Source organism: Acidovorax sp. SDU_ACID1 (assembly GCF_045291395.1).
In the GTDB taxonomy this organism is placed as follows: Bacteria; Pseudomonadota; Gammaproteobacteria; order Burkholderiales; family Burkholderiaceae_C; genus MR-S7.
Window position 1 is genome coordinate 1,433,345 of the sequence record NZ_CP152342.1, and the last position, 22,753, is coordinate 1,456,097.

At 65.9% G+C, this 22,753-nt stretch carries 25 protein-coding genes, 1 tRNA gene and 2 pseudogenes; 7 read left to right on the forward strand and 21 right to left on the reverse strand.

From position 1 onward, the window contains the following. The first annotated feature begins 2 nt into the window (after window positions 1-2). Together AAG689_RS07005 and AAG689_RS07010 are read left to right on the forward strand one after the other, a co-directional pair. On the forward strand, window positions 3-284 hold the full coding sequence (locus AAG689_RS07005; protein ID WP_406625324.1) for a hypothetical protein: 282 nt from the start codon (window positions 3-5) through the stop codon (window positions 282-284). A gap of 36 nt (window positions 285-320) precedes the next feature. Continuing rightward, window positions 321-1,250 (forward strand): pyridoxal-phosphate dependent enzyme, encoded by a 930-nt coding sequence (locus AAG689_RS07010; RefSeq protein WP_406625325.1) that lies wholly within the window; start codon window positions 321-323, stop codon window positions 1,248-1,250. 123 nt (window positions 1,251-1,373) lie between these two features. Here the strand turns inward: AAG689_RS07010 and AAG689_RS07015 are convergent, their stop codons facing one another. Genes AAG689_RS07015 through AAG689_RS07030 form a run of 4 tightly spaced genes read right to left on the reverse strand, consistent with a single transcriptional unit; the run spans window position 1,374 to window position 7,448 of the window. Beyond that, window positions 1,374-2,804, reverse strand: a complete 1,431-nt coding sequence (locus tag AAG689_RS07015) for an efflux transporter outer membrane subunit (protein WP_406625326.1) — start codon at window positions 2,802-2,804, stop codon at window positions 1,374-1,376. Between the two features lie 11 nt (window positions 2,805-2,815). Beyond that, a complete protein-coding gene (locus tag AAG689_RS07020; RefSeq protein ID WP_406625327.1) occupies window positions 2,816-5,911 on the reverse strand; it encodes a MexW/MexI family multidrug efflux RND transporter permease subunit in 3,096 nt (1,031 codons plus the stop codon). Then, window positions 5,908-7,020, reverse strand: a complete 1,113-nt coding sequence (locus tag AAG689_RS07025; RefSeq protein WP_406625328.1) for an efflux RND transporter periplasmic adaptor subunit — start codon at window positions 7,018-7,020, stop codon at window positions 5,908-5,910. The genes AAG689_RS07020 and AAG689_RS07025 overlap by 4 nt, the downstream gene beginning before the upstream one ends. An 8-nt stretch (window positions 7,021-7,028) precedes the next feature. Continuing rightward, window positions 7,029-7,448: a DoxX family membrane protein gene (locus tag AAG689_RS07030; RefSeq protein WP_406625329.1), complete on the reverse strand. Its 420-nt coding sequence runs from the start codon at window positions 7,446-7,448 to the stop codon at window positions 7,029-7,031. Window positions 7,449-7,590: 142 nt separating this feature from the next. Between AAG689_RS07030 and soxR the strand changes: the two genes are divergently transcribed. Next, entirely contained in the window at window positions 7,591-8,052 is a 462-nt protein-coding gene (gene soxR, locus AAG689_RS07035) for a redox-sensitive transcriptional activator SoxR (protein WP_406625330.1), read from the forward strand. Window positions 8,053-8,076: 24 nt separating this feature from the next. On the opposite strand, the pseudogene AAG689_RS07040 reads toward soxR, so the two are convergent. The 5 genes and pseudogenes from AAG689_RS07040 to AAG689_RS07060 form a co-directional block, all read right to left on the reverse strand. After that, window positions 8,077-8,216 (reverse strand): annotated as a pseudogene (locus tag AAG689_RS07040) (DUF3363 domain-containing protein); the annotation flags it as partial. Window positions 8,217-8,240: 24 nt separating this feature from the next. Next, window positions 8,241-8,504: an entry exclusion lipoprotein TrbK gene (locus tag AAG689_RS07045; protein ID WP_406625331.1), complete on the reverse strand. Its 264-nt coding sequence runs from the start codon at window positions 8,502-8,504 to the stop codon at window positions 8,241-8,243. Next, a pseudogene (locus AAG689_RS07050) lies at window positions 8,501-8,731 on the reverse strand (LysR family transcriptional regulator); the annotation flags it as partial. The pseudogene AAG689_RS07050 and the gene AAG689_RS07045, both read right to left, overlap by 4 nt. A gap of 28 nt (window positions 8,732-8,759) precedes the next feature. Next, entirely contained in the window at window positions 8,760-9,083 is a 324-nt protein-coding gene (locus AAG689_RS07055) for a hypothetical protein (RefSeq protein WP_406625332.1), read from the reverse strand. Between the two features lie 412 nt (window positions 9,084-9,495). Further along, complete coding sequence (locus AAG689_RS07060) at window positions 9,496-10,080, reverse strand: 5' nucleotidase, NT5C type (RefSeq protein WP_406625333.1); 585 nt, start codon at window positions 10,078-10,080, stop codon at window positions 9,496-9,498. Between the two features lie 202 nt (window positions 10,081-10,282). Between AAG689_RS07060 and AAG689_RS07065 the strand changes: the two genes are divergently transcribed. Then, window positions 10,283-10,351, forward strand: a tRNA-Arg gene (locus tag AAG689_RS07065). Window positions 10,352-10,887: 536 nt separating this feature from the next. Here the strand turns inward: AAG689_RS07065 and pdxT are convergent. Both pdxT and pdxS read right to left on the reverse strand, forming a co-directional pair. Beyond that, window positions 10,888-11,463: a pyridoxal 5'-phosphate synthase glutaminase subunit PdxT gene (pdxT, locus tag AAG689_RS07070; protein WP_406625334.1), complete on the reverse strand. Its 576-nt coding sequence runs from the start codon at window positions 11,461-11,463 to the stop codon at window positions 10,888-10,890. A gap of 8 nt (window positions 11,464-11,471) precedes the next feature. Continuing rightward, window positions 11,472-12,428 (reverse strand): pyridoxal 5'-phosphate synthase lyase subunit PdxS, encoded by a 957-nt coding sequence (gene pdxS / locus AAG689_RS07075; protein WP_406625335.1) that lies wholly within the window; start codon window positions 12,426-12,428, stop codon window positions 11,472-11,474. A gap of 210 nt (window positions 12,429-12,638) precedes the next feature. On the opposite strand from pdxS, the gene AAG689_RS07080 reads away from it, so the two are divergent. Beyond that, window positions 12,639-14,024 (forward strand): PLP-dependent aminotransferase family protein, encoded by a 1,386-nt coding sequence (locus AAG689_RS07080; RefSeq protein ID WP_406625336.1) that lies wholly within the window; start codon window positions 12,639-12,641, stop codon window positions 14,022-14,024. A 22-nt stretch (window positions 14,025-14,046) separates the two neighbouring features. Here the strand turns inward: AAG689_RS07080 and AAG689_RS07085 are convergent, their stop codons facing one another. Beyond that, window positions 14,047-14,319: a helix-turn-helix domain-containing protein gene (locus tag AAG689_RS07085; protein ID WP_406625337.1), complete on the reverse strand. Its 273-nt coding sequence runs from the start codon at window positions 14,317-14,319 to the stop codon at window positions 14,047-14,049. Window position 14,320: 1 nt separating this feature from the next. Then, window positions 14,321-14,560, reverse strand: coding sequence for a hypothetical protein (locus tag AAG689_RS07090; RefSeq protein WP_406625338.1), 240 nt, complete (start codon window positions 14,558-14,560; stop codon window positions 14,321-14,323). Here AAG689_RS07090 and AAG689_RS07095 point away from each other — a divergent pair. Then, window positions 14,553-14,741 carry a hypothetical protein gene (locus AAG689_RS07095; RefSeq protein WP_406625339.1) on the forward strand — a complete coding sequence of 63 codons (189 nt, stop codon included), beginning with the start codon at window positions 14,553-14,555 and terminating at the stop codon, window positions 14,739-14,741. The two genes, AAG689_RS07090 and AAG689_RS07095, sit on opposite strands and share 8 nt — an antisense overlap. Before the next feature lie 175 nt (window positions 14,742-14,916). After that, complete coding sequence (locus tag AAG689_RS07100; RefSeq protein WP_406625340.1) at window positions 14,917-15,867, forward strand: IS481 family transposase; 951 nt, start codon at window positions 14,917-14,919, stop codon at window positions 15,865-15,867. Window positions 15,868-16,351: 484 nt separating this feature from the next. Here the strand turns inward: AAG689_RS07100 and AAG689_RS07105 are convergent, their stop codons facing one another. The 8 genes from AAG689_RS07105 to AAG689_RS07140 form a co-directional block, all read right to left on the reverse strand. Then, window positions 16,352-18,289: a TonB-dependent siderophore receptor gene (locus tag AAG689_RS07105; RefSeq protein WP_406625341.1), complete on the reverse strand. Its 1,938-nt coding sequence runs from the start codon at window positions 18,287-18,289 to the stop codon at window positions 16,352-16,354. Then, complete coding sequence (locus tag AAG689_RS07110; RefSeq protein ID WP_406625342.1) at window positions 18,286-18,867, reverse strand: STN domain-containing protein; 582 nt, start codon at window positions 18,865-18,867, stop codon at window positions 18,286-18,288. Before AAG689_RS07110 ends, AAG689_RS07105 begins: the two co-directional genes overlap by 4 nt. Window positions 18,868-19,216: 349 nt before the next feature. Further along, complete coding sequence (locus tag AAG689_RS07115; RefSeq protein WP_406625343.1) at window positions 19,217-19,585, reverse strand: hypothetical protein; 369 nt, start codon at window positions 19,583-19,585, stop codon at window positions 19,217-19,219. Between the two features lie 410 nt (window positions 19,586-19,995). Further along, window positions 19,996-20,235 carry a type II toxin-antitoxin system VapC family toxin gene (locus tag AAG689_RS07120; RefSeq protein ID WP_406625344.1) on the reverse strand — a complete coding sequence of 80 codons (240 nt, stop codon included), beginning with the start codon at window positions 20,233-20,235 and terminating at the stop codon, window positions 19,996-19,998. A 21-nt stretch (window positions 20,236-20,256) separates the two neighbouring features. Further along, the gene (locus tag AAG689_RS07125; protein ID WP_406625345.1) at window positions 20,257-20,385 is read right to left on the reverse strand and encodes a hypothetical protein; all 129 of its coding nucleotides are present in this window, start codon (window positions 20,383-20,385) and stop codon (window positions 20,257-20,259) included. Window positions 20,386-20,737: 352 nt separating this feature from the next. Then, window positions 20,738-21,760: a FecR domain-containing protein gene (locus AAG689_RS07130; protein WP_406625346.1), complete on the reverse strand. Its 1,023-nt coding sequence runs from the start codon at window positions 21,758-21,760 to the stop codon at window positions 20,738-20,740. After that, entirely contained in the window at window positions 21,757-22,302 is a 546-nt protein-coding gene (locus AAG689_RS07135; protein WP_406625347.1) for a sigma-70 family RNA polymerase sigma factor, read from the reverse strand. Before AAG689_RS07135 ends, AAG689_RS07130 begins: the two co-directional genes overlap by 4 nt. A 69-nt stretch (window positions 22,303-22,371) precedes the next feature. Beyond that, window positions 22,372-22,665: an IucA/IucC family C-terminal-domain containing protein gene (locus tag AAG689_RS07140; RefSeq protein WP_406625348.1), complete on the reverse strand. Its 294-nt coding sequence runs from the start codon at window positions 22,663-22,665 to the stop codon at window positions 22,372-22,374. Window positions 22,666-22,753 lie beyond the last annotated feature (88 nt).

Sequence of the window (22,753 nt, forward strand, 5' to 3'; positions counted from 1 at the left end):
ACATGACGACAACGCCCGATGCCGACCTCGAACACATGAGCCACGAGCAGTTGATCGCCGAGGTGAAGCAACTGCGCGCCGGCATCCGAGCCCATCGCGACTGCTCCGGCCACGACCTGTGTTGGTACCACCCGCACCTGTGGGCCTTGCTGCCCGAGCAGGCCGGGCGCCAACCCGAAGTGCCCGACTGGCCGCAGTTCATGCGCGGCTGCGTCCGCTACCGCGCCTCGCTGGATACGCAACTGCCAGACGCGCCACGCACCCGCCGGGAATTCGGCGAATGACACACGACACCAACACCCGCCATTGAATGCCGCCACATGCCTCTGCACATCGCCACCCCCTGCATCGAATCCCACCCCCTCAGCCAGGCCGCGGGCCGCCGCGTCTGGCTCAAGCTGGAGAACCTGCAGCCGCCTGGCTCGTTCAAGATCCGCGGCATCGGCCTGGCCTGCGAGGCGCATGCCCAACGCGGCAAACGGCGCTTCGTGTCCTCGTCCGGCGGCAATGCGGGCATCGCCGTGGCCTATGCCGGGCGCCGCCTCGGCATTCCGGTGACCGTGGTGGTGCCCGAAACCACCACCGAGCGCGCCCGCGCCCTGATCCGCGCGGAACACGCCGACCTCATCGTGCACGGCAAGGCCTGGCACGAGGCCAACGCGCTGGCGCAGTCGCTGCTGGGGAAGGACGACGCCTTCCTGCACCCGTTCGACGACCCGCTTCTATGGCAAGGCCATGCCAGCCTGGTCGATGAGGTGGCGCAGAACGGACTGACGCCGGGCGCGGTGGTGCTGTCGGTCGGCGGCGGCGGCCTGTATGCGGGCGTGGTCGAAGGGCTGCGCCGCAACGGCTGGGGCGACGTGCCCGTCATCGCGGCGGAAACGCATGGCGCGGATGCCTTCGCGCAATCGCTGGCGCAGGGCGAACGCATCGCGCTGGAGGCAGTCACCAGCATCGCCACCTCGCTGGCCGCCAGACAGGTCTGCGAACAGGCATTCGCGCTGGCCCGGCAGCACCCCACCCGCAGCGCCACCGTCACCGATCTTGCCGCCGTCACTGCCTGCGCGCGTTTCCTGGACGACCACCGCCTGCTGGTCGAGCCAGCCTGCGGCGCCAGCCTGGCGCTGGCCTACGCCAACCATGCCGCGCTGGGCGATGCCGAGGACGTGCTGGTGGTCGTCTGCGGCGGCGTCACCGCGACGGTGCAGCAGTTGCGGCAATGGCGGCAGGCGCTGGCCGAGCACGGCTGAACAGGCGTGGCCGTTGCGCATGACCTGCATCGCGGAATACTCCTTCGATGCAGGAAGTGGGGTTCGCTGAAACACTGCCGAACCGTGTGGACGGCGACGAAGGTGCTACGCGACATGCCTGCCTCAGCGGTCATCCACCTCAACGGCCTGATTGGTAACGCCCGTCCCCCATCCCAGCGCCTTGTACAGCGCCACCACCTGCATCTGCGAGGCCGCTTCTTCCTGCGCGATCTGCCGGCGCAACTGGAACAGCGTGCGCTGGTTTTCCAGCACGGCCTGGTAGCTGCCGGAACCGGCGCGGTAGCGCGTGTCGGCAATGGCGAACGCGGCCTGAGCGTGGCTGGCCGACTGCAACAGCGCGGCGAGCTGGCGCTGCTGCTCGGCGAACGCGGTCACGGCGTTCTCGACGTCCTCCTGCGCGGTCAGCAGTGCCTGTTCGTAGCGGGCCAGCGCGCCTTCCGACGCGGCCTCGGCGCCGCGCAGGCGGGCGCGAGCGTTCCCCAGCCGCAGCGCGGGCCACGACACTGTCGGCGCGATCTGGAAGGCGCGCGAGGCGGCGCTGCCGAGATCGCCGTCGCGCAGAGCGAAGAAGCCGAGGAAGCCGCCCAGGTCGATGCGCGGATACAGCTCGGCAGTGGCGGCGCCGGCGTCGGCGACGCTGGCTGCCAGCAGGCGCTCGGCCTGCACCACGTCCGGCCGCACCAGGATCAGGCGGTTGACGTCGCCCAGCGGCAATTGCCGGGCCAGTGGCGCGAAGCGGGCGTCGGTGGGGTCGGGCAAGCCGGCCTCGCCAGGGCGCTGGCCGGCCAGCACCGCAAGGCGGTGGCGCGCCTGTTGCAGCGCGGCGGTCAGCGGCGGGAGCGCCGCCTCGCTGCGCAGAAGGTTGGCGCGGGCGTTTTCCACGTCTTCTGGCAGCCCGGCACCAGCGTTCTGGCTGGCTTGCGCAAGCCTGACCGTCTCGCGCCAGTTGTCCACTTCCTGCCGCGCAACATCCAGTTGGCGCCGCTGGGCCTGCGCCTCGAACCAGGTGCGCGCGACCTCGGCGGCGATGCTCAGGCGGGTCAGTGCCAGTTCGGCCTCGCTGGCCTCGGCGCGTGCCACGGCGGCCTGCTGCAGCCGGTCCAGGCGACCGAACAAGTCGATCTCCCACTGCACATCGAAGCCGGCCTGCCAAGATTCGGACAGGGTGCGCGCGCCGCTATTGCTGGCCTGCTGCTGGATGCCACGAGCATAACCTGCACTGCTGGTCACGCCCGGCAGGCGGTCCAGCCGGCGCTCGTTGAAGATCGCACGCGCGGCCAGCAGGTTGGCCCGGGCCTGGCGGATGTCGTGGTTGTGCGCCAGCGCGGCGTCGATCCAGTGGTTGAGGCCATCGTCCTCGAAAAAGGTCCACCAGTCGGTGAGCATGGCCTCGGCCGTGCCCACCGCAAATTCCGCTGCTTGCGGGCTGGCCAGCGCGATGGCTGGCGTATCGGGTTTGACGTACTTCGGTCCCACTGCGCAACCCGACAGCGCTACAGCCAGCGCTGTTGCCCCCATAAGGCGAACTTTCATATGGCTTGTCCTCATGCCGCCGCTCCTTCGGCTTGTTCGATCTCGGCCAGTTGGCGGCTACGGGCGCTTTGAACCCGGTGGTCTCGCGCCAGCCAGGTGTAGATCGTCGGCAGCACGAACAGGGTGAACAGCGTACCCACCAGCATGCCGCAGACGATCACCACGCCCAGGCCGAAGCGGCTGTTGGCGCCAGCCCCGCTGGCGAACAGCAGCGGCACCACGCCGAAGGCCATCGCGCCGGTGGTCATCAGAACCGGGCGCAGGCGGATCTGCGCGGCGCGGACGATGGCCTCGGTCCGGCCCAGGCGCTCCTTCACTTGCAGCTCATTGGCGAATTCCACCATCAGGATGCCGTGCTTGCTGATGAGGCCAATCAAGGTCACCAATCCGATCTGCGTGTAGATGTTGAGCGTGGCCCAGCCCAGCGCCAGCGGCAGCAGCGCGCCGCAGATCGACAGCGGCACAGCGATCAGGATGATCAATGGGTCGATCAGGCTCTCGTACTGTGCGGCCAGCACCAGGTAGATCACCACCAGGGCCGCGAGGAAAGCGAAGACCAGCGCGCTTCCTTCCTGCACATACTGGCGCGATTCGGACTGCCAGTCATGGCTGAAGCCGGGCGGCAGGTCGGCCACCGCCTGTTCCAGAAATCCCACGGCCTGGCCCAGCGATACGCCAGGTGCGGGTATGGCCTGCAGGGTGGCGGCATTCTGCTGGTCGAACTGGTTGAGCCGGTTGGGCTCCACGCCCAGGTCCAGCCGCACCACCGTGGACAGCGGCACCAGGGTGCCATCGCCGGTACGCACGAACTGGCGGGCCAGCGCCTGCGGCGTCAACCGCTGGTCGCGCACGCTCTGCGGGATGACATCGTAGGAACGGCCGAACAGTGCGAAACGGTTGATGTAGTTCTCGCCGACCAGTACGCCAAGCGAGTCGCCAATGTCCTGCAGGGCGATGCCCAGGCTGCCGGCCTTGGCCCGGTCGATCGTGACCTGCACCACGGGGCTGTCGTACTCCAGGTCGCTGTCGACCACGACGAACAGGCCACTTTCGCGGGCACGCTGCTTCAGGCCCTCCATCGCTTCGTACAGTATCGGGTAGTCCTGCACGCTGCGCAGCACTAGTTGCACCGGCAGGCCACCACTGCCGCCCGGCAACGGCGCGACCTGGAAGGCGAAGATGCTGCTGCCCGCGATGCCGCCCGCGGCACCCTGCAGCTCGGCGACGATCTCCGGCTCCTTGCGCTCGCGCACTCCCCACTCGGACAGGTTGATCCCCCCGAAACTGGCGGCGGGGCCATCGGTGCCATTGATGATCCAGGTGCCGGTCGTCTCAGGGATGGATGCCATCACCCGGTGCAATTCCTCGCCAAATCGTTCGGCATAGTCCAGGCTGGTGTGCTGCGGCGATTTGATGGCCGCCAGCACCGCCGCCTGGTCTTCCGGGGGAGCCAGTTCTCGCTGCGGCATCTGGTAGAGAAAAGGCAGGCTCAGGCAGACCAGCAGAGCGAAGCCGCCGCTCAGCCAACGCTGCCGCAGCGAGAAGCGCAGCACTTTGCCGTAGCGACGCGCCAGACCGCCAAAGACCGCCTCGGCCAGCCGTGCCATGCGTCCCTGTCCGCCGTCCTGATGACTGGATTTCAGCAGCAGAGAACTCATCACCGGCGAAAGCGTCAGCGCCACCACGCCCGAGACAATCACGGCTCCGGCCAGCGTCAGCGCGAACTCGCGGAACAGCGCACCGGTCAGTCCACTCATCAGACCGATCGGCGCGTAGACGGCCGCCAGCGTCAGTGTCATCGCGATCACCGGCCCAGCAATCTCGCGCGCACCGATCAGCGCCGCCGCCACGGGTGTCTTGCCTTCCTCGATATGGCGATGCACGTTTTCCACCACCACGATGGCGTCGTCCACGACCAGCCCGATCGCCAGCACCATCGCCAGCAAGGTCAGCAGGTTGATGCTGAAGCCGAAGGCCAGCATCAGCCCGGCGGCACCCAGCATCGACAACGGAATCGTGACCACCGGGATGATGACGCTGCGCAGCGACCCCAGGCACAGCCAGATCACCAGCACCACGATCAGCACGGCCTCCAGCAGCGTGCGCAGCACTTCGTCGATCGAGGCCTCGATGAAGCGGGCCGTCTCGTAGGCCAGATCCATCCTGACACCCGGCGGCAGCGTCTTCTCGATCTCCGGGAGCAACTGGCGGATGCCATCGACGATGACCAGCGGATTGCCCGCGGGCGTCGGGAACAACCCCAGGTGGACGGCGGGCTCGCCATCCATCGTGGCGCTGGTGTCGGTGGCCGCTGCGCCCAGCTCCACCGTGCCCACGTCGCGCAGGCGCACCAGACCATTGCCGTCGTTGCGAATCACCAGATCGCGGAATTCCTCCACGCTGGTCAGGTCGGAGTTGACCCGCACATTGGAGATCACGTACTGCCCGCGCACCTGGCCCGGCGCGGCCTGGTAGTTGTTGCGGCGTACCGCCTCGGCCACATCCGTGGCGGTCAGGCCGCGCCCGGCCAGACGGTCGGCATCCAGCCACAGGCGCATCGCCAGCCGCTGGCCGCCGAAGGTCTGCACCTTGGCCACACCGGGGATACCGGAAAACAGCGGCTCGACCACGCGCGACAGGTAGTCGGTCAGTTCTGGCGTGGACAGGCTTCCAGTGGAAAAGCCAACGTAGGCCACTGCCGTCGAATCGCCGGCCGACAGCTCGATCACCGGGTCGTAAGCCCGTTCGGGCAGGCGGTAGCGAACCTGGTTGACCTTCGCCATGGTCTCGGTCAGCGCCTGGGTCGAGTCGCGGTTCAGTTCCATCCGCAACGTGACCGTGCTGCGGCCCTGCACGGACGAGGACGACAGGTAGTCGATGCCCTCGACCGAGGACACCGCCTGCGCGATCGGCTGGGTCACGAAGCCCTGCATCAGCTCGGCGGAGGCGCCGGGGTATTCGGTACTGACCGTGATGGTTGAGGTTTCCAGCGTCGGATACTGCCGGATCGGCAGCTTGCCCAGCGCGAACAGGCCCAGCAGCACGATCAGGCTGCTGACCACCAGCGCCAGCACCGGACGGCGCACGAACACGTCGGTGAAGGTCATGATGCCTGCTCCTGCGTCTGGCCCTGCGCCGCATCCGCCTCAGGTTCGGGCGCAGCGCCTCCGCCATGCAGCGTGTCGTGCGCCACCGGCTCGACGGGCATGCCGTCACTGAGCTTGAGCTGGCCGGACACCACCACTTGATCGCCTTCCTTCAAACCGGAGACGATCTCCACCCGGCCCTCCCAGCGCTCGCCGGTCGTCACCGCGACACGGCGCACGCTCAGGCCCTGGTACTCGTTCGGCTCGGCCACGAACACCGTCTGTCCGTAGGCGCTGTAGCTCACCGCGGTTTCCGGCACAGCCAGCACCGGCGTGGGCTGCCGGGGCAGCACGCGCACGTTGGCGAACATGCCGGCCTGCAACAGTCCTTCCGCGTTCGGAAGGGCGGCCTGCACCTGCACCGTGCGCGAGCTGGCGATCAGCGGATCGACCGCCGTGACCTGTGCAGCAAAGCGGCGCTGCGGCCAGGCATCGACGCGGACCTCGACCGGCTGGCCCGGCTGCAGTTGCGCGACCGTCTGCTCGTCCAATGCGAAGTTCACGTTGATCGTGCCGGCATCGACCAGGCTGGCGATGGCATCGCCGGCCTGGAGGGTCTGCCCCTCGTGCACACGACGAATACCCATCGTCCCGGTGAACGGCGCGCGGATCGCCTTCTGCGCGATCACCGCCTCGATCCTGCGCAGTTCGCCCTGCGCCATGTCATGTGCCGCCTGGGCGTTGTCGAGCTGCTCCTGCGTGGTCACCTGGTCGGCGCGCAACTGACGGGTGCGCGCCAGCACGCTCTCGGCATTGCGCAACTGCGCGCGCAGCCGCAGGCGCTCGGCCTGCTCGGGCGCATCGTTGAGCTGCACCAGCAATTCGCCCTGCTTGACCCGCTGCCCGGATGCGAAGGCGATGCGGGTGATGCGCCCGGCGGTTTCCGCCGCCAGTTCCACCTGCTGCGCCGCCTCCAGTTCGCCGACGCCGTGGAAGGCGCGCGGCGCCTCGGCACGCTCGACCGTGGCCAGCGCCACCTTGGTGGCCGGCCAGCCGCCCCCTTCGTCCGCGCCCGACGTGCAGGCCGCCAGCCACACGGTGCACACCAACACCAGACTGCGTGAAATCATGCGCGCGCTCATGCCCGCCCCTCCAGCCGGCGACGCAGGCGGCTGGCAATCGCCGCTGCGATCAGGCCGCCGATCACCGTGGTGTGCTCCAGCGCCCAGAACATCGCCTCCTTGGCGTGCGCCTCCGGCAGTGCCCAGAAACGATGCACCACTACGATGGTCAGCAGCAGGAATAGCGCCAGCGCGCCGGCCCCCAACCCAAGCGCGCGATCGAGCAACAGCAGCACCGAGCCGCCAAGCAGCACCACGATGGTGGCGATGTTGAACAGCCAGTCCGGCTCCAGCCCCGCCGCGCGCATTTCCGCGAGCCCGCCCTGGAAGTCGATCAGCTTGGCCAGGCCGGATGAAAGAAACACCACCGCCAGCAGGATGCGGGCGGTGATCCACAGCCAGCGGCTGTCCAAAGCGTTGTCGATGAAGGGGCGCATGCGCGTTCACTCCTGATGAAAGAAGCGGCCACACACGCGCAAAGGCACGACGACCGCATGGGTTGCAGGGAGATCGGCAACCGCGGTTGCCAAATGAAACGCTGTGAACTATAAAACCTCAAGTTAAGTTTAGGTCAAGCACATGAACGCGAAGAAACCAATGGATTTTTCAAGGCTGATGACGGTGGGCGAAGTGGCCCATCGCGCGGGCGTGCCGGTCTCCACCATCCATTTCTACGAATCGAAAGGCCTGATCGCCAGCACCCGCAACGCCGGCAACCAGCGCCGCTTTCCGTCGGTGGTGCTGCGCCACATCGCCGTTATCAAAGTGGCGCAGCGCACCGGCATTCCCTTGGAGGAAATCAAGGAAGCGCTGGGGCGCTACCCGCCGGGCAGCAAACTCAGCGCCGTGCAGTGGCAGGAGCTGTCGTCACGTTGGCGCACGAGTCTCGACGAGCGCATCCAGAAACTCACGCGCCTGCGCGACGAGCTGGACAGTTGCATTGGCTGCGGCTGCCTGTCGCTCGATGAGTGTCCGCTGCGCAATCCGCTGGACGTACTGGGCGAGCAGGGGCCTGGGCCGAGGATTCTGGAGCGGCCCTGATATCGATACCGCCTACGGAAGCGATCAGCGAGAGATCCCGCGATGCCGTCCGATCTCCCACAGCACCCTGTCGCCACGCATTGTCGCGGCGACAGGGTGCCCCAGCCGTTGCTCAATCACGGGCCGCCACGGCACCAGACAGGGCCCCCCATGCCGTCATCGAGCCTATCGTGTAGCGTCGGGGCTTTTCAGAACTTCTGCAGTGTCTCTGATGGCGTGTGGGGCGTCTTGCCATCGCCGTAGAATCGCTGTCGCGTGGTCTCGGTCACACGGTTGCACAACACGTCGCCCAGCGTTGCGTGGTCGGTCTTGCATTGCTGGCGTAGTTCCTTCAAGCGCACCGGGTCGGCGGCCAGTTCGTCAACAGTCGGCACGTTGGCCTGCGTCGGTGTTTCGGATTGACCACAGGCCGTGAGAACCGCTGCCAACAGCAAAGGTGTCATTCCCTTCATAACTCGATTTCCTCCTGGGGATCGGGTTCTAGCGGCAGCGCGGGCCTTGTGCCTTCGGGCAGGTCGATGGCCTGCACCCGTTCCATGAATCGCGACAGCACTTCCGACACTTCGCCCTCGCGCCGCAGCAGGTAAGTCGTCAGCATGGGTGAGCGTCCGGCCAAGGGCCGGGCCACCACACCAAGCTCTCGGCTTGCCGTGATGTGCGGCCCGCCAGCCAGCCCCAAGGGGGCGGATCGCGGCTGGATGGCTGGGCTACGGAGCATCGCTCACGGGCTGTTCCGTGGCGATGCGCGCGTCGGCCCCGAAGTCGAGCTCGCTGAGCAGGTAGTGCTGGCCCGAGGATTGGGACTTGACCTCCATCGACTGCTGCGTGTGGACGCGCATGACTTCGCAGGCACCCAGCCGGCGCGTGGCGACTAGGTCGCCGGCGCACAGGACGCCCTCGCGGGTGAGCCGGACCAGGCGCAGCGTGCCTGGCGGGATCTCGTCGGGTCGGACCGGCTCGGTGTAGGAGTCCAGGCGCTCGATCGTGACCCTGGCCCACAGCGGCAGGTAGTGGTACGGGGTTGGTCCCATGTCAGCGTTCCTCCGGTGCGTCCGGCAAGGCCTTGACGGGATCCGCGCCGAAGCGGGCCAGGAGACCGTCGATCTGTGGAATGCCGAAGTCCCATGGCTCGAAGCTGCGGCCGTTGAGGCCAATGCCCTCGGCCCGGACGACGTGTAGCGCTTCGACCTTGGTCTCGCGTAGGTCTGAATGCGTTCAGTCATGCTTCGGCGGACAAGCACGAGTTGCCACAAGCCCGTCGGCATTGGCCACGTACGCTGACAGGCGATCGTCCCGGCACAGCCCCTCGAAGCTCACGGGTGACGCAGCGGACAGGGCGGTTCGATCCAGACGCTCATGTCCGTCGACGGACACTTGCCGTTCCCATATTAGCTTTTGACCCTAAAAAAATTGACGTTCCCGGGGCGGGGGCGGGAAACCTGCCTAGATCGGCCGCCAGTCGTCCCCACCCGGGTCATTAGACGACGGGCGCCCCCACGCCTCCAGGAAGCTGAGCGCCTGGGTCCACCCTTCGACCCGTATCGGCCAATTCACCGTACGATTGTGGGACGCGTCGAACAGAACCCCCTGGCCGCCGAAATGGGTGAAATGACGAGCGCAGTCGTCGACCAGCAGGTCGGCGGACACGATGCTCTTGTCCCCACAGAAAACGATGTTCAATGGGTGGATGAACGGAAAGTGCTCCTGCAGCCAAGCATACTTGGCGGCGCACGAGGCTGGATACTCCATCGCCGCCGTGACGATGAAGATTTCGAATCTGCCCATCAGCCGATCCAGCGCAAGTTGGCTGCCGGGCATGACGTTGAGATGCCGGAAGATTTCGCCTTCATGCAGCATTTCTTCCAGTCCCCGCGCATGTTCGGCGCTCACCAGTGACGGCAGCGGTGTCCTCGCCAACTGTTCAGCCGACCAGCAATAGCCATGGGTGTCCCGATACCAGGCCGCCAGAGCGGCATGGGTGTCCGCAAGCACTTCGTCCACATCGACTGCAAGCCGATACTTCTTCATCCGTTTCTCCTGTCCATCGTTCATCGAAAATCACCACCTGTCACCGACCACACACCGTTTGCCGTTGAGCACGCGGAATTGGGAACGCACCAGCCTGGCCGGACGCCGGGATTCAAGCCAGGTCACCAATGAGCTAGCCGACGGGTGGTCTTGTGCAGTCAATGATAGGACAATATACTATATTGGCATAGGACATAACTGAGGCGGCAGAGAGGCTGTGCAGCGGATTGCGACTCCGTACAGACTGGTTCGAATCCAGCCAGCGCTTCCATCAAGATCGGAACGGCCCAAGCCGAACGCCACGCTATCCAGCTGCGATACGACAAGCGTCTCCGTAGCTGGTGCCATCGCTGGTAGCGATGGCATAGCGGCATAGGCTGGCTACCGCAAGTTAGACCGGTGGCGATTGGTCTCGAAGACGATTGTGCCGTTAAGCAGACTGGCCAATGCACTGACGTTCGGCGCGCCGGTCAGGGCGTCAGTGGCGTCGTAGTAGTTGTTTGGTATGTACTGGCTCCAGGTCGAATAGTGCGGAGCCAGTCCGTGCGGACATGGCATCCGCAGGGGAAACACCCGGCGCGGGATGGCGTCGGGTGCTGAGGGTGTTACTGGGTCGCCGGGATCACTCGCCGAAGTCGGTGGGATCTCCCAGGGCCTTTCCTGACAGTCGCACCGATGCAGATGCAGGTGCTGCAGCAGGCCGGCCCACAAAGGGCCAACCTGGCGTCCAACCTCAACATCGCCGCGTTCGACCTGGGCAACGCATTTAATCTGCACCGTCTGCCTGCCATGCTCTCCTTGGCTTTGCTACAGTTCGTTGCGGCAAGCATTCACCAGCAATTGGTGCACTCGCGTGTCGTTGCACAGTTCGGTATGGAAGCTGCAGCCGATGGCGTGGCCCTGGCGCACCAGCACCGGGTCGCCATCGCACTGCGCCAGCACTTGCACGGCTGCGCCGGCGTCCACGATGCGCGGGGCGCGGATCAGCACCAGTTCCATCGGGCCGCCGGGCAGGGTGGTGTCGGCCTGGCGGATGCGCGAATCGCGTTGGCGGCCGTAGGCGTTGCGTTGCACGGTGACGTCCAGCACGCCCAGGCTGGGTTGGGTTGGTTGCACGCTGCACGCCAGCAGGATCAGGCCGGCGCAGGTGCCTAGGCAGGGGCGCGTGGTAAGAAACTGCTGCAACGCGGGCCAGAAATCGCCTTGCTGCAGGAAGTGCAACTGCGTGGTCGATTCGCCGCCCGGCAGGACCAGGCCATCCAGGCCGGCCAAATCCTGCGGCTGGCGCACCTCGCGCGTGGCCACGCCCATGCCATGCAGCATCCGTTGGTGGGCGGCGTAGGCGCCTTGCAGTGCCAGTACACCGATGGTGGGGGATGCCATCGATTGTCTCAGTCGCCGCGCGCTTGCAGCAGGGCGGTGGGCTCCAGCGTGGAGACGGCCAGCCCCTGCATGGTGCTGTCGCAATCGGCGCTACATTCAGTCAGGATCGCGGCTTCTTCGTAATGCGTGCAGGCGCGCACGATGGCGCGAGCGCGTTGCTCGGCCTGCGCCGGCGTGGCGAATTCTTGCCCGTTGTTCATGAAGATGCCGGAGCCCACGAATATGGCCTGCGCGCCGAGTTGACGCAGCAGCGCGGCATCGGCCGGCGTAGCGATGCCTCCGGCCGAGAAGTTGGGCACCGGCAGCGAGCCGCTCTCGGCCACCTGGCGCACCAGTTCCAGCGGCACACGCAAGTCCCGCGCGGCGACGTACAGCTCATCGCCGCGCAGTGCGGTGAGGGCGCGGATGTCGGCCAAGATCTGGCGCATGTGCTTGACGGCGTGTACAACGTCGCCGGTGCCAGCTTCGCCCTTTGTGCGGATCATCGCCGCACCTTCGGCGATGCGGCGCAGCGCCTCGCCCAGGTTGCGCGCGCCGCAGACGAAAGCCGTCTCGAACGCCTGCTTGTCGATGTGGTGGACTTCGTCGGCAGGCGTGAGCACTTCACTTTCGTCGATGAAATCCACGCCGAGCTGCTGCAGCACCTGCGCTTCGGCGAAGTGGCCGATGCGGGCCTTGGCCATCACGGGGATGGAGACGGTGGCCATGATGTCCTGGATCAGGCGCGGATTGGCCATGCGCGCCACGCCGCCTTGCGCCCGGATCTGCGCCGGCACACGCTCCAGCGCCATCACCGCGCAGGCGCCGGCAACCTCGGCGATGCGGGCCTGCTCGGCGGTGCAGACGTCCATGATGACGCCACCCTTGAGCATTTCGGCCAGGCCGATCTTCAGGCATTGGGAGTCGCTGAGCGGCGTGGTGGGGGCGGTTGCAGAAGAGGTGGTGGATACAGTGGCGCTAGACATGCGGCTTGTCCGTCAAAGGTGGAAAACGCCTCATGATAGGAATCGCCATGCGTGAGTGGAAGGTACGATTTCAGTACAATTCAACAAAACCGTACTGCTCAACGATCGGTACGGTTGTTGTGTGCACGATGCCATCCTTTTCGCCATCTATTTTCCATGTCCCAAGCGCCATCACCTGCCGAGACTCCGCCTGCTGCCGAGGGGACTACCGTGCCCACCCGCGTCGAGCAGGTTATGCGCGATGTGCGCCAGCGCATCGAAAGCCGCAGCCTGTGCGCGGGCAAGCGCCTGCCGTCGGTTCGGGCGCAGGCCGAGGCGTTGGGGGTGGCGCGCTCAACGGTGGTGGAGGCCTATGCCCGATTGGTGGCGCAAGGGCTGATTGAGTCGCGGCCCGGCTCGGGCTTCTACGTCGGGCGCCAGCTCACGCCGTTCAGCGTGGCCGAAGTGCAGCCAGGCCTGGCGCCGCACAGCGATCCGGTGTGGGTGACGCGCCAGTCGCTGCTGGCCGATGCCGCCAGCCTCAAGCCCGGGTGCGGCTGGCTGCCCGAGACGTGGATGCCCGAGCAGGACATCCGCCGCGCCCTGCGCACGCTCTCGCGCCGCGCGCTGGCGCCGTTGACCGGCTACGGTACACCACAGGGCTCGCCACAATTGCGCCAGTTGCTCTCGCACCGGCTGGCCGAGCGCGGCATCCGCGCCGCGCCGGCGCAGTTGATGCTGACCGAATCCGGCACGCAGGCGGTCGACCTGTTGTGCCGTTTTCTGCTGCAGCCGGGCGATACCGTGCTGGTGGACGATCCGTGCTACTTCAGCTTCCAGGCGATGCTGCGCGCGCACCGCGCCGAGGTCGTCAGCGTGCCCTACACCCCGCAGGGCCCGGACGTGGCGGCGCTGGCGCAATGCCTGGCGCAGCACCGCCCGCGCCTGTACCTGACCAATGCCGCGCTGCACAACCCGACCGGCGCCAGCCTCAGCGCCGCGGTGGCACACCAGGTGCTGGTGCTGGCGGCGCAGCACGAACTGACCATCATTGAGGACGATGTGCTCGCCGATTTCGAGCACCATCCGGCGCCGCGCCTGGCGGCGCTGGATGGCCTGCAGCGGGTGGTGTACGTTGGCAGTTTCTCGAAGACGCTGTCGGCCTCGGTGCGGGTAGGCCACATCGCCACGCGGGCGGACTGGATCGGGCAACTGGTGGACCTGAAGTTGGCCACGGCATTTGAATCCGGCCACTTTTCGGCCGAGTTGCTGCACACGCTGCTGGCTGGCGGCACCTACCAGCGCCACATGAATGCCTTGCGTGCAAGGCTGGCCGATGCGATGGGGCTGACCATCGAGCGTCTGCGGCGTCTGGGCATCCAGCCCTGGCACCAGCCGCAGGCCGGGATGTTCCTGTGGTGCCAGTTGCCGGACGGGGTCGATGCCGCTATCTTGTCGCAACATGCGCTGCAGATACATCGCATGGTGCTGGCGCCCGGCAATGCATTTTCCCTCTCGCAAGGCGCTGGCTGCTTCATGCGCTTCAATGCCTCGCAAAGCCTGGTGCCGGCGATCTACACCGCGCTGGCGCACAGCATGGATGCGGTCAGCACCTGAGAAAAGGCATGCTGAACCGGCTTCAGGCGCCCATCCAGCGGCTGTTGCGCCGCCCCAGTGCCAGCTTCTGGATGCGCCGATGCGGGGTGGAGCGGCTGACGCCCAGCACGCGTGCCAGTTCGGTGACGTTGCCGCCGCTGGGGCGGCGCACAGGACGCCCCTCGCGGGCGAGCCGGATCAGGCGCAGCGTGCCTGGCGGGATCTCGTCGGGTCGGACCGGCTCGGTGTAGGAGTCCAAGCGCTCGATCGTGACCCTGGCCCACGGCGGCAGGTACTGGTACGGGGTTGGTCCCATGTCAGCGTTCCTCCGGTGTGCCCGGCAAGGCCTCGACGGGCTCCGCGCCGAGGTGGGCCAGGAGGCTGTCGATCTGTGGAATGCCGAAGTCCCAGGGCTCGAAGCTGCGGCCGTTGGGGCCAATTCCCTCGGCCCGGACGACGTTCAGCGCTTCGACCTTGGTCTCGCGTAGCCGGTACAGGCCTTCGATCACGAACTGTGCATCGCGGCCGCCGAGCAGTATCTCGAGGTCGATGCCCACGCTGATCTTGGTGGGCAACGAAGACATCACTGGCCGCAACGACGACTTCGCCATGCTCACGCGCATCGAGCATGACAACATTCCTCTCGGTCATTACCTGGGAGCGGTGGCGATCCCGATGGTCAAGGGCGCGCTTGGCCTGAAGAGTCTGATCAATCCGGCCGAGATGGTTTCGTTCTGATGGGTAGGCAGGTTGTGCATGCTTCGTGCGGCGCACGAGGGAGAGGGCAGTCATCAGGCCTTCGCCTGTGCGCCTAGATGTGAAGATTCAATAGGTTGTATGCATGGTTCATCCGAACTGGGTTTGAGAAACTGGAAGTCACCACAACACCCAGGATTCTCAGGAGCCCAGCCGGATGAACACGCATAAGCATGCCCGATTGACTTTCCTGCGTCGACTCGAAATGGTCCATCAGCTGATTGCCAAGCAGTTCAGCGTCTCTCAAGCGGCTCAGGCCTATGGGGTAACTGCGCCCACGGTGCGCAAGTGGCTGGGGCGGTTCCTGGCCCAGGGCGAGCCAGGGCTGGCCGATGCGTCCTCGCGTCCCGCGGTCTCGCCCAGGGCGATTGCGCCGGCCAAGGCGTTGGCCGTCATCGAGTTGCGTCGCAAACGCCTGACCCAATCCCGTATCGCCCAAGCCCTGGGCGTGTCAGCCAGCACCGTCAGTCGCGTGCTGGCCCGTGCCGGGCTCTCGCGTCTGGCCGATCTGGATCCGGCCGAGCCGGTCGTGCGCTACGAGCATCCTGCCCCGGGTGAGCTGCTACACCTCGACATCAAGAAGCTCGGGCGCATCGTGCGACCCAGCCACCGGGTCACAGGTAACCGCCGCGATGGCGTGGACGGCGCCGGCTGGGACTTCGTGTTCGTCGCCATCGATGACCACGCCCGCGTGGCCTTTACCGACATCCATCCCGACGAACGTTTCCCCAGCGCAGTCCAGTTCCTCAAGAACGCGGTGGCCTACTACCAACGCCTGGGCGTGACCGTGCGCAGACTGCTGACCGACAACGGTTCGGCCTTCCGTAGCCGGGCCTTCTCTGCCGCCTGCCGTGAACTGAGCATCAAGCATCGCTTCACCCGGCCCTATCGGCCACAGACCAACGGCAAGGCAGAACGATTCATCCAGTCGGCCTTGCGCGAGTGGGCCTACGCCTACACCTACCAGAACTCACAGCAACGAGCCGATGCCATGAAATCCTGGCTACACCACTACAACTGGCATCGCCCGCACCAAGGCATCGGCTGCGCTGTACCCATCTCCAGACTCAATCTCGATGGATACAACCTCTTGACGATTCACACCTAGATATGCAATGCGACAAAGTCCATGAACCTTGGTATCGGAAGTCGTCTCCGTGCCCGAGCGGCAGGTGGCTGGCAAGTACGAGGCAATCGTCGCCAGCCTGGGCGACGCGTTCCAAGGCGCACGCCTTCATCAGCCATGCGATAATGGGCCGGCGCTGGCTTTCCGCTACGCCGCGTACACGTCCGCGAGCATGCGCCGCACGGCCGCTGCATCGTGGCCGGCTGGTCCTGGGGCGGCGAGATCGCGCTGGAGAAAGCCCGGCAATTGGCGCCGGACAGGAACGTGGCGTAGGTGGGCCTCATCGATGTGATGGCGCGCCCGGACCGCGCGCCGATCCGTCTGACACACAAGTAGCGGCAGCGCGTCCAGACGATCCGGGAGGCCTGGCTGGCGCGCTCCGCCATGCGCGGACACTGGGCAGCGTTGTTCGTCGACTTGCCCGGCTGGCCGGCACGGGCCGGGAGAAAGGCCGGGCGGGCTGTCTTTACCAGCGGTAGGATACCGAGCCCACGATGCGCCGCTCTTCGCCGTAGAAGCAGTTGTACGTGCACGTTGCGTAGTTCTTGTCGAACAGGTTGTTCGCGTTCACGGCGAAGCGCCACGGCCCGTACGTGTAGCTCGCCATCGCGTCGACCAGCGTATAGCTTGCCACGGTCAGGTCGTTGCGGAACAGCGCCGGGGTCTCGCCGATGTAGCGCACCCCCGCGCCGACGCGCAGCTCGGGCAGGCCGAGGCTGCCGAAGTCATGATCGACCCAGAGGGAGGCCGCATGCTTGGGCACGCCGCCGTTGCGCTGGCCGGCCAGTTCGGGGGTCCAGGGGCTGGTCTTGGTGGTTTCGGCGCTGGTGTAGGTGTAGTTGGCGATGACCCGTGTGTTGCGCGTGACCGCCGCGCGCGCCTCGAGCTCGAGACCGCGCGCTCGGACTTCGCCGATCTGGGCGTAGGCCGTCCAGTCGAGCGGGTCGGGGACGGTGATGTTGGTGCGGGTCAATTGGTAGAGGGCGGCCGAAAGCAGGGTGTCGCTGCCCTTGGGCTGCCAGCGCACGCCGACCTCGAACTGTTCGCCTTCGGTGGGCTTGAAGGAATTGCCCAGCCTGTCCTTGCCGGCCTCGGGCTGGTAGGACTGGCTGTAGCTGGCAAAGGGCGCCACGCCGTTGTCGAACAGGTAGACCACGCCGAGGCGGCCGGTGTTGGCCGACACGCTTTCACGCGTCGGCGGCGTGACGCCGTCCTGCGGCGTCGTGCGCGTGCGGAAGCGCTCGTGGCGCAGGCCGCCGAGCAGCACCAGACGGTCGTTGATCTTGACCTGGTCCTGGAGATACATGCCCACGCTCTCCTGCCGGGTGTCGTCGTAGTAGTAATTGCGACGAGCCGTCGAGCGGTCGACCGAGAGATCGTAGGCGGGATCGAAATAGCTCTGCGGCGCGCCGCCCGTCACGTCGTAGTTGAAGAAGTCGGTGCCCCATCTCGAATTGCTCGTGTCCACGCCGGCGAGCAGCGTGTGCGCGGCCGGCCCGGTATCGAACTTCGCCTCCAGGTAGGTGCTGGTGGTGAGCCGGCGCGAAGCGTCGTCGCGGCTCAGGGCGAAGTTGCGCTGGCCGCTGGACTGGTCGGCGGACAGGCCGGTGGGGCCGCCGTCGTACATGGCGGTCTTGGTCTTCGTGTAGTTGCCCACGTGCCGAAGCTTGAGCGTGGCGTTAAAGGCATGCTCGAAGTCGTAGCCCACCGACCGGCTGGTGCTGTCGTAGCGGTTCCAGCCCGGGATGCCGGGGAAATAGCTGCGCGCGATCTTGCCGTTGGGGTTCGGCCACACGGTGCCTTCGGCGGGCAGGCCGTTGACGTAGATCGTGTCGCGGTTCAGGTACTCCGCCCGGATCGTCAGGGACGTGGCGGCGGAAGGCTGCCAGCGCAACGCGCCGGCAAAGAAGTCGCGGTCGTCGGGCACATGGTCGACGAACGCGTCGCTCTCGCGCTTGAGGAAGGTGGCGCGATAGGACCAGGCCGAAGGCTCGGTGTCGCTGCCGCCGATGGGTCCGCCGAAGTCGCCCGACACCTGCTTGCGATCGAAGGAGCCGTACTCGACATTGAGCTCGCGCAGGGGCGTGCGCGTGGGGCGCTTGGTGACCAGATTGACGATGCCGCCCGGCGCCGTGGCGCCGTAGAGCAGCGAGGCGGCCCCCTTGAGCACTTCGACGCGCTCCAGGCCGTAGGGCTCCTGCTGGCCGTCGTAGAAATTGACGGTCAGCGGCATGCCGTCGCGGTAGATGCTGCCGGCGGCGGCTTCGAAGCCGCGGATGATGAAGCCGTCGCCCGTGCGGTCGGCCGCCTCGGTGCGAGGGATCACACCCGCCGTATAGTTCAGCACCTCGGAGAGGTCGCGCGTGTTGCGGGTTTCCATTTCTTCGGCGCCGATCACGGTCACCGACTGCGGGGTTTCAAGGATGGGCGTGTCGGTTTTTGTGCCTGCCGTGCTGCGTTCCGCTGCGTAGCCCTTGACTGGACCCTCACCCGACTCGGCTTCGCCGATGACCCAGATGGGGGGAGCGTGGGTGGGTCGGCGCTGGTGGACGGCGCACTGACCACTGCTGCAGTACGTAGCTCATAGTACCCTTGCGCATCCGCCTTTGCCTCAAGACCGGTGCCAGCCAGTAGGGCTGCGAGCGCGGTGCGGGGGGTATAGCGGCCTTTAACGCCCGGACTGTTCTTGCCTCGCGCGAGTTCGGTGCTGCCGGAAAGCAACACGCCGGATTCGGCGAGGAAGCGCACCAGCACCGTGTTCAATGGTCCGGCCGGGATGTCGTAAGTACGCTGGCCGGTTGTTGCGCCGGCTTGGCCGCCCGCAGCAGGCGCCGCCTGTTGCGCGTGCGCCTGGTCGGCCCAGCCAGCACCGAAAACAATCCCGCCGACCATGGCCAGATGTACGGCCAGCACCATGAGGCGCAGGACGAACCGCAGTGGCTGCGCGGATGTGGAACGATGATGAGTTTGGTGACGAGACATGCTGACCCTCTTTTTCCTCGGTTCGATTGATTGATTCAAGCGGTGGACCGGGACTCATCACCACCCACGCTTTGCATCCCGACTTGGCCTATGGCCGACCAGATGTGCTGCGAGCTGGGCGTAGCTTGTGCATGGCAAACGCCTCTCTGTGCTCAGCCTGGTGGGCCGGTGCAAGGGGGCATGCGGCAGTGGCTGCATGAGCACCGCCTGCTTTGACAGCAGGCGGCGCCATGGCGACGCGTCAATCCTTATCCAGTAAACCGGATGAGGCGGAAAAAAGTGGAAATGGCTTTGGCAGATTTCCGTAAAAAGTGCATCTACGCCTGGCCGCTGCGGAGCGGCAACATCTTCAGTCCGGCGACCGGGCCGCCACGGAGAGGTAGCCCATGTCGAACTTCATCAACGGTGCCGTGGCGTACTTCTGCTGCAAGTAGGCCAGCAGAGCGGATTCGTCATTGCGGTCGATATCGGCGTCCAGGACGAACGCCTCCCCCTCGGCTCCCGTGCCACAGGGTCTTCGATGCCATTTCCAAATGTACTTACCACGGCCGACGACTTGAGCCCCGCATGGTTGGGTGACAAGGGGGTTCAGGCACAGCATCGCGGTGATCGACGTTCCCGAGAGGTGGGCGGCCACAGCTTCGTCGAGGACCGCAGCATGGCGATGAAAGCCACTATTCCTGAAGAAGTAGCACGTCCTGTGGAAGGACTGGTTCATCTCGAAGATTTTCGTTGTGCCGTACAGGGTCGATGAACTGCTGGTACTTCGCTTCGGCCTGCATACCCATGGCAGTGAACCAGATCAGCCGGAAATCGTGGGGCTGACTTGCCGATGACTGAAGCTGTCGGGCCGCCTTCGACACAATCCCTGAAAGGCGGTTGTTGCGCACCAACGGCAGCGAGGTATCGTGAATCTCTCCCCTGCCGAGAACCTGGGCGCGTTGCTCAAGATACGCGGCGTCATCGAGCTTCTTTTTTCTCGCTCAGGACCTTGGTCGCACCGAATGACGCGAGGAAACCCGACTTTTCCTTGCTGGATGTCGGAATGTCGTCAACGGTGACACTTCAGTGTTCGAGCAACAGACGCGCATAGGATGCAATGGCCATGTTCGACGCGCATCTCCGACTTCAAGCCGTCTTGGCAAACAGCGCCACCGCCGGCAGCCTCTTGAAGTGGGCATCGCAAGTGAGCAATTCCGCCCCCTGGTGGCGCGCCGTCGCGTAGACGATGGCATCGGCGGTGGCCAGCTTGTATTTGCGATGCAAGTCTGACGCCAGAAGGGAGATGGCAGTATCCAGGGGCACGACGACGCACTTCTGGGTATACGCGATCACCTGGTCGGCCTGTTCTTCGCCGAGTTCACGCACCAGCCACTTCGACAGTTCGAGCTACACGATGGTCGGCATGATGCACTGCGCTTTTTCCGGGAACTGCTGGCCCAGTTGCTTGCCCAGCACGCCGCCGGTGAACCATTCGATCCAGGCCGAGGTGTCGACCACCCGCAGCGGCGGCGCCATCAGTAGCGGTCCTTGCGGTCGCGATAGCCGTCGGTGCGATGCTGGCCAGTTCATCCAGTTCGGGCACCGGCATGACCAGCACGCCCTTGCCCTTGGGAGTGAACAGGAATTCCTGCCCGGCTCGGCAGTGCTTTTCTTTGCACACGGCTTTGGGGATGGATATCTGGAACTTGCTCGACAAGGTGGCGGTAACGGTCATTTTCGCACCCTTGTTTCATCAATAGATTTTTGGTAAGAGTACGCGCCTTTGCATTGGGCAGCCAACCACTTCCGTCCAAGATCTGTTGCTCACTATCGACCGAAAGAAACGCCGCGGGCTCTGACCTGGCCGATCCGTGCCGAATAGAAGCCGCTACTCGGGGCGCGCCTCGATGGTGGTCCACCAAGGCAGCGGGCGGCGCACCTGAATGGGCAGCGTGCGCTGGAGCATGGCGAGCGTGCGGTCCACGTCGTCCAGCGGGTAGCTGCCGAGCACGGCAAGCTGGGCTACCTCGGGCGCCACGGCCATGTGCCCGCGACGGTAGCGGGCGAGTTCAGCGATCACCTCGCCCAGCGGGATGTCCTGCGCCAGCAGGACGCCGCGAGACCAGGCTTCGCGCGCCGGGTCGGCTGCCGCCAGTGCGTCCAGGTTTTCGGCGGTGAAGCTGACCTGCTGGCCGGCGCTGACGGTGCCGCTTTCGGTACCGGCGGCCAGGGCGACCTGGACCGCACCTTCGTACACTGCCAGTTGGGTGCGGCCGTCTTCGCCTAGCCGCACGTTGAATCGGGTGCCCAAGGCGCGCATGCGCCCGTGCGCGGTATCGACGACAAAAGGGCGGCCCGTCGTGTCGATGGCGGTCTGTACGAGGATTTCGCCGCTGCGAAGGTGCAGCCGGCGTAGGCCGGCGCGGTAGTCCTGGTCGAGCGCGGTGGCGCTGCCGATCCACAATTGCGTGCCATCGGCAAGGCGAACTTCGCGCCGTTTGCCGGTGGCGGTGCGATAGTCCGCGCCCCAGGCCAACAGGGTGCCCATGACGCCAGGCTGACCCCACATCGTCCAGCCGAGCATCGCACCAGTACCAGCCATAGCGGCCACGCTCAGAATGACGCGACGTCTGGACAGTCGGGCGCCGACCGTCTGCAGAGTGTCGGCGGCCAGCCGCGACGAGGCGTCACCCTGCAGAGGCTGAAAGCGGTGGCTGACATGCTCAACTAAGGCCCAGGCGGTACGGCTTTCCTCGTTGGCAGCCAGCCAGTCCCGCCAGCACGCCTTGTCGGCGTCGGTGGCGCTGCCGGATTGCAGCAGCGAGAACCATGCGGCGGCCTGTTTCATGGCCTCGTGCGAGGGCACGGCGAAGTTGGCCTGTTGCGGCAGATCGAAGGGAGAGGCGCTCATGGCAAGGCGGTGGCGCCCTGCGCCAGGCTGCGCGCTTCGAGCTGCATGCAGTGCAGCATGGCCCGGGTGATGTAGTGACCTACCATGCGCGAGGACACGCCAAGTTCGCGCGCGACTTCCTGATGCGTCATGCCGCAGGCCGTGGCCAGGACGAAGGCGCGGGCGGCCTTGGATGGCAGATGGCACAGCATGCGGTCTACCTCGTACAGTGCCTGCAGCACCGCGACCTGCTCTTCGGCCGAGGGCGCAAACGCCTCGGGCCGGATAGCAAGGGTTTCCAGCCAAGCACGTTCAAGCTCGCGATGCCGCCAGAGGTCGATGCACAGTCCGTTGGCGATGGTGCGCAGGTAGGCTCGCGCTTCCGGGTCGCTGTCGAAGGACCGGGGGCGAACGATCAATCGAACAAAGGTGTCCTGGGCGAGGTCTGCCGCATCGCTGGCGTCGCCCAGCCTGCGGCGCAACCAACCCTGCAGCCAACTGTGATGGTCACTATAGAGATTTTCGACGTGTTGTTGCTGAAGCGCGAACTCTGCGGTGCCCACGATACCCTTCCTGCGCCCGGATGGCCGACAGGAAGTTGGGCTCAAGGGCAAATGAGAATTAACCGCATTCTATAGGATTCGCAGGGTGAATACGACGGAGCGGGCAGGGAAGCGCTCGGTGCACTCCCGATTGCATATTGTGCGCTGAAGCACTCTCAATCTTTGGCACCGCCGGCAATCGCCTACCCGAGACCCGGTCCGCACTGGCGCTCGATGGTAAACGCAGGCCGGCCTGCCGTGCTCGTCCAGCACAAGCCACGACGGGTCCAGCGCCAGGGGGAACACTTGGTGCAGCAGCATGGTTGCGGCGACAAAGGGCGGGAGCACCGCGGCCAGGTAGTGGTTGCTCCAGACCGGAAACACGGCCCGCGGATCCGCAGAGAGCCTGCTCAAGCTGGGCCACAAGCGGTTTCGGTATCGCGAGCACGAGCTCGCCGCTCGCGAGTTCGCG

Excerpts from the sequence above, each read along its gene's own strand:
- AAG689_RS07005 (WP_406625324.1), top strand. The coding sequence starts at position 3 with ATGACGACAACGCCCGATGCCGACCTCGAACACATGAGCCACGAGCAG.
- AAG689_RS07010 (WP_406625325.1), top strand. The coding sequence starts at position 321 with ATGCCTCTGCACATCGCCACCCCCTGCATCGAATCCCACCCCCTCAGC.
- AAG689_RS07015 (WP_406625326.1), bottom strand. The coding sequence starts at position 2,804 with ATGAAAGTTCGCCTTATGGGGGCAACAGCGCTGGCTGTAGCGCTGTCG.
- AAG689_RS07020 (WP_406625327.1), bottom strand. The coding sequence starts at position 5,911 with ATGACCTTCACCGACGTGTTCGTGCGCCGTCCGGTGCTGGCGCTGGTG.
- AAG689_RS07025 (WP_406625328.1), bottom strand. The coding sequence starts at position 7,020 with ATGATTTCACGCAGTCTGGTGTTGGTGTGCACCGTGTGGCTGGCGGCC.
- AAG689_RS07030 (WP_406625329.1), bottom strand. The coding sequence starts at position 7,448 with ATGCGCCCCTTCATCGACAACGCTTTGGACAGCCGCTGGCTGTGGATC.
- soxR (WP_406625330.1), top strand. The coding sequence starts at position 7,591 with ATGAACGCGAAGAAACCAATGGATTTTTCAAGGCTGATGACGGTGGGC.
- AAG689_RS07045 (WP_406625331.1), bottom strand. The coding sequence starts at position 8,504 with ATGAAGGGAATGACACCTTTGCTGTTGGCAGCGGTTCTCACGGCCTGT.
- AAG689_RS07055 (WP_406625332.1), bottom strand. The coding sequence starts at position 9,083 with ATGGGACCAACCCCGTACCACTACCTGCCGCTGTGGGCCAGGGTCACG.
- AAG689_RS07060 (WP_406625333.1), bottom strand. The coding sequence starts at position 10,080 with ATGAAGAAGTATCGGCTTGCAGTCGATGTGGACGAAGTGCTTGCGGAC.
- pdxT (WP_406625334.1), bottom strand. The coding sequence starts at position 11,463 with ATGGCATCCCCCACCATCGGTGTACTGGCACTGCAAGGCGCCTACGCC.
- pdxS (WP_406625335.1), bottom strand. The coding sequence starts at position 12,428 with ATGTCTAGCGCCACTGTATCCACCACCTCTTCTGCAACCGCCCCCACC.
- AAG689_RS07085 (WP_406625337.1), bottom strand. The coding sequence starts at position 14,319 with ATGGGACCAACCCCGTACCAGTACCTGCCGCCGTGGGCCAGGGTCACG.
- AAG689_RS07095 (WP_406625339.1), top strand. The coding sequence starts at position 14,553 with ATGCCCACGCTGATCTTGGTGGGCAACGAAGACATCACTGGCCGCAAC.
- AAG689_RS07100 (WP_406625340.1), top strand. The coding sequence starts at position 14,917 with ATGAACACGCATAAGCATGCCCGATTGACTTTCCTGCGTCGACTCGAA.
- AAG689_RS07110 (WP_406625342.1), bottom strand. The coding sequence starts at position 18,867 with ATGTCTCGTCACCAAACTCATCATCGTTCCACATCCGCGCAGCCACTG.
- AAG689_RS07115 (WP_406625343.1), bottom strand. The coding sequence starts at position 19,585 with ATGAACCAGTCCTTCCACAGGACGTGCTACTTCTTCAGGAATAGTGGC.
- AAG689_RS07125 (WP_406625345.1), bottom strand. The coding sequence starts at position 20,385 with ATGGCGCCGCCGCTGCGGGTGGTCGACACCTCGGCCTGGATCGAATGG.
- AAG689_RS07130 (WP_406625346.1), bottom strand. The coding sequence starts at position 21,760 with ATGAGCGCCTCTCCCTTCGATCTGCCGCAACAGGCCAACTTCGCCGTG.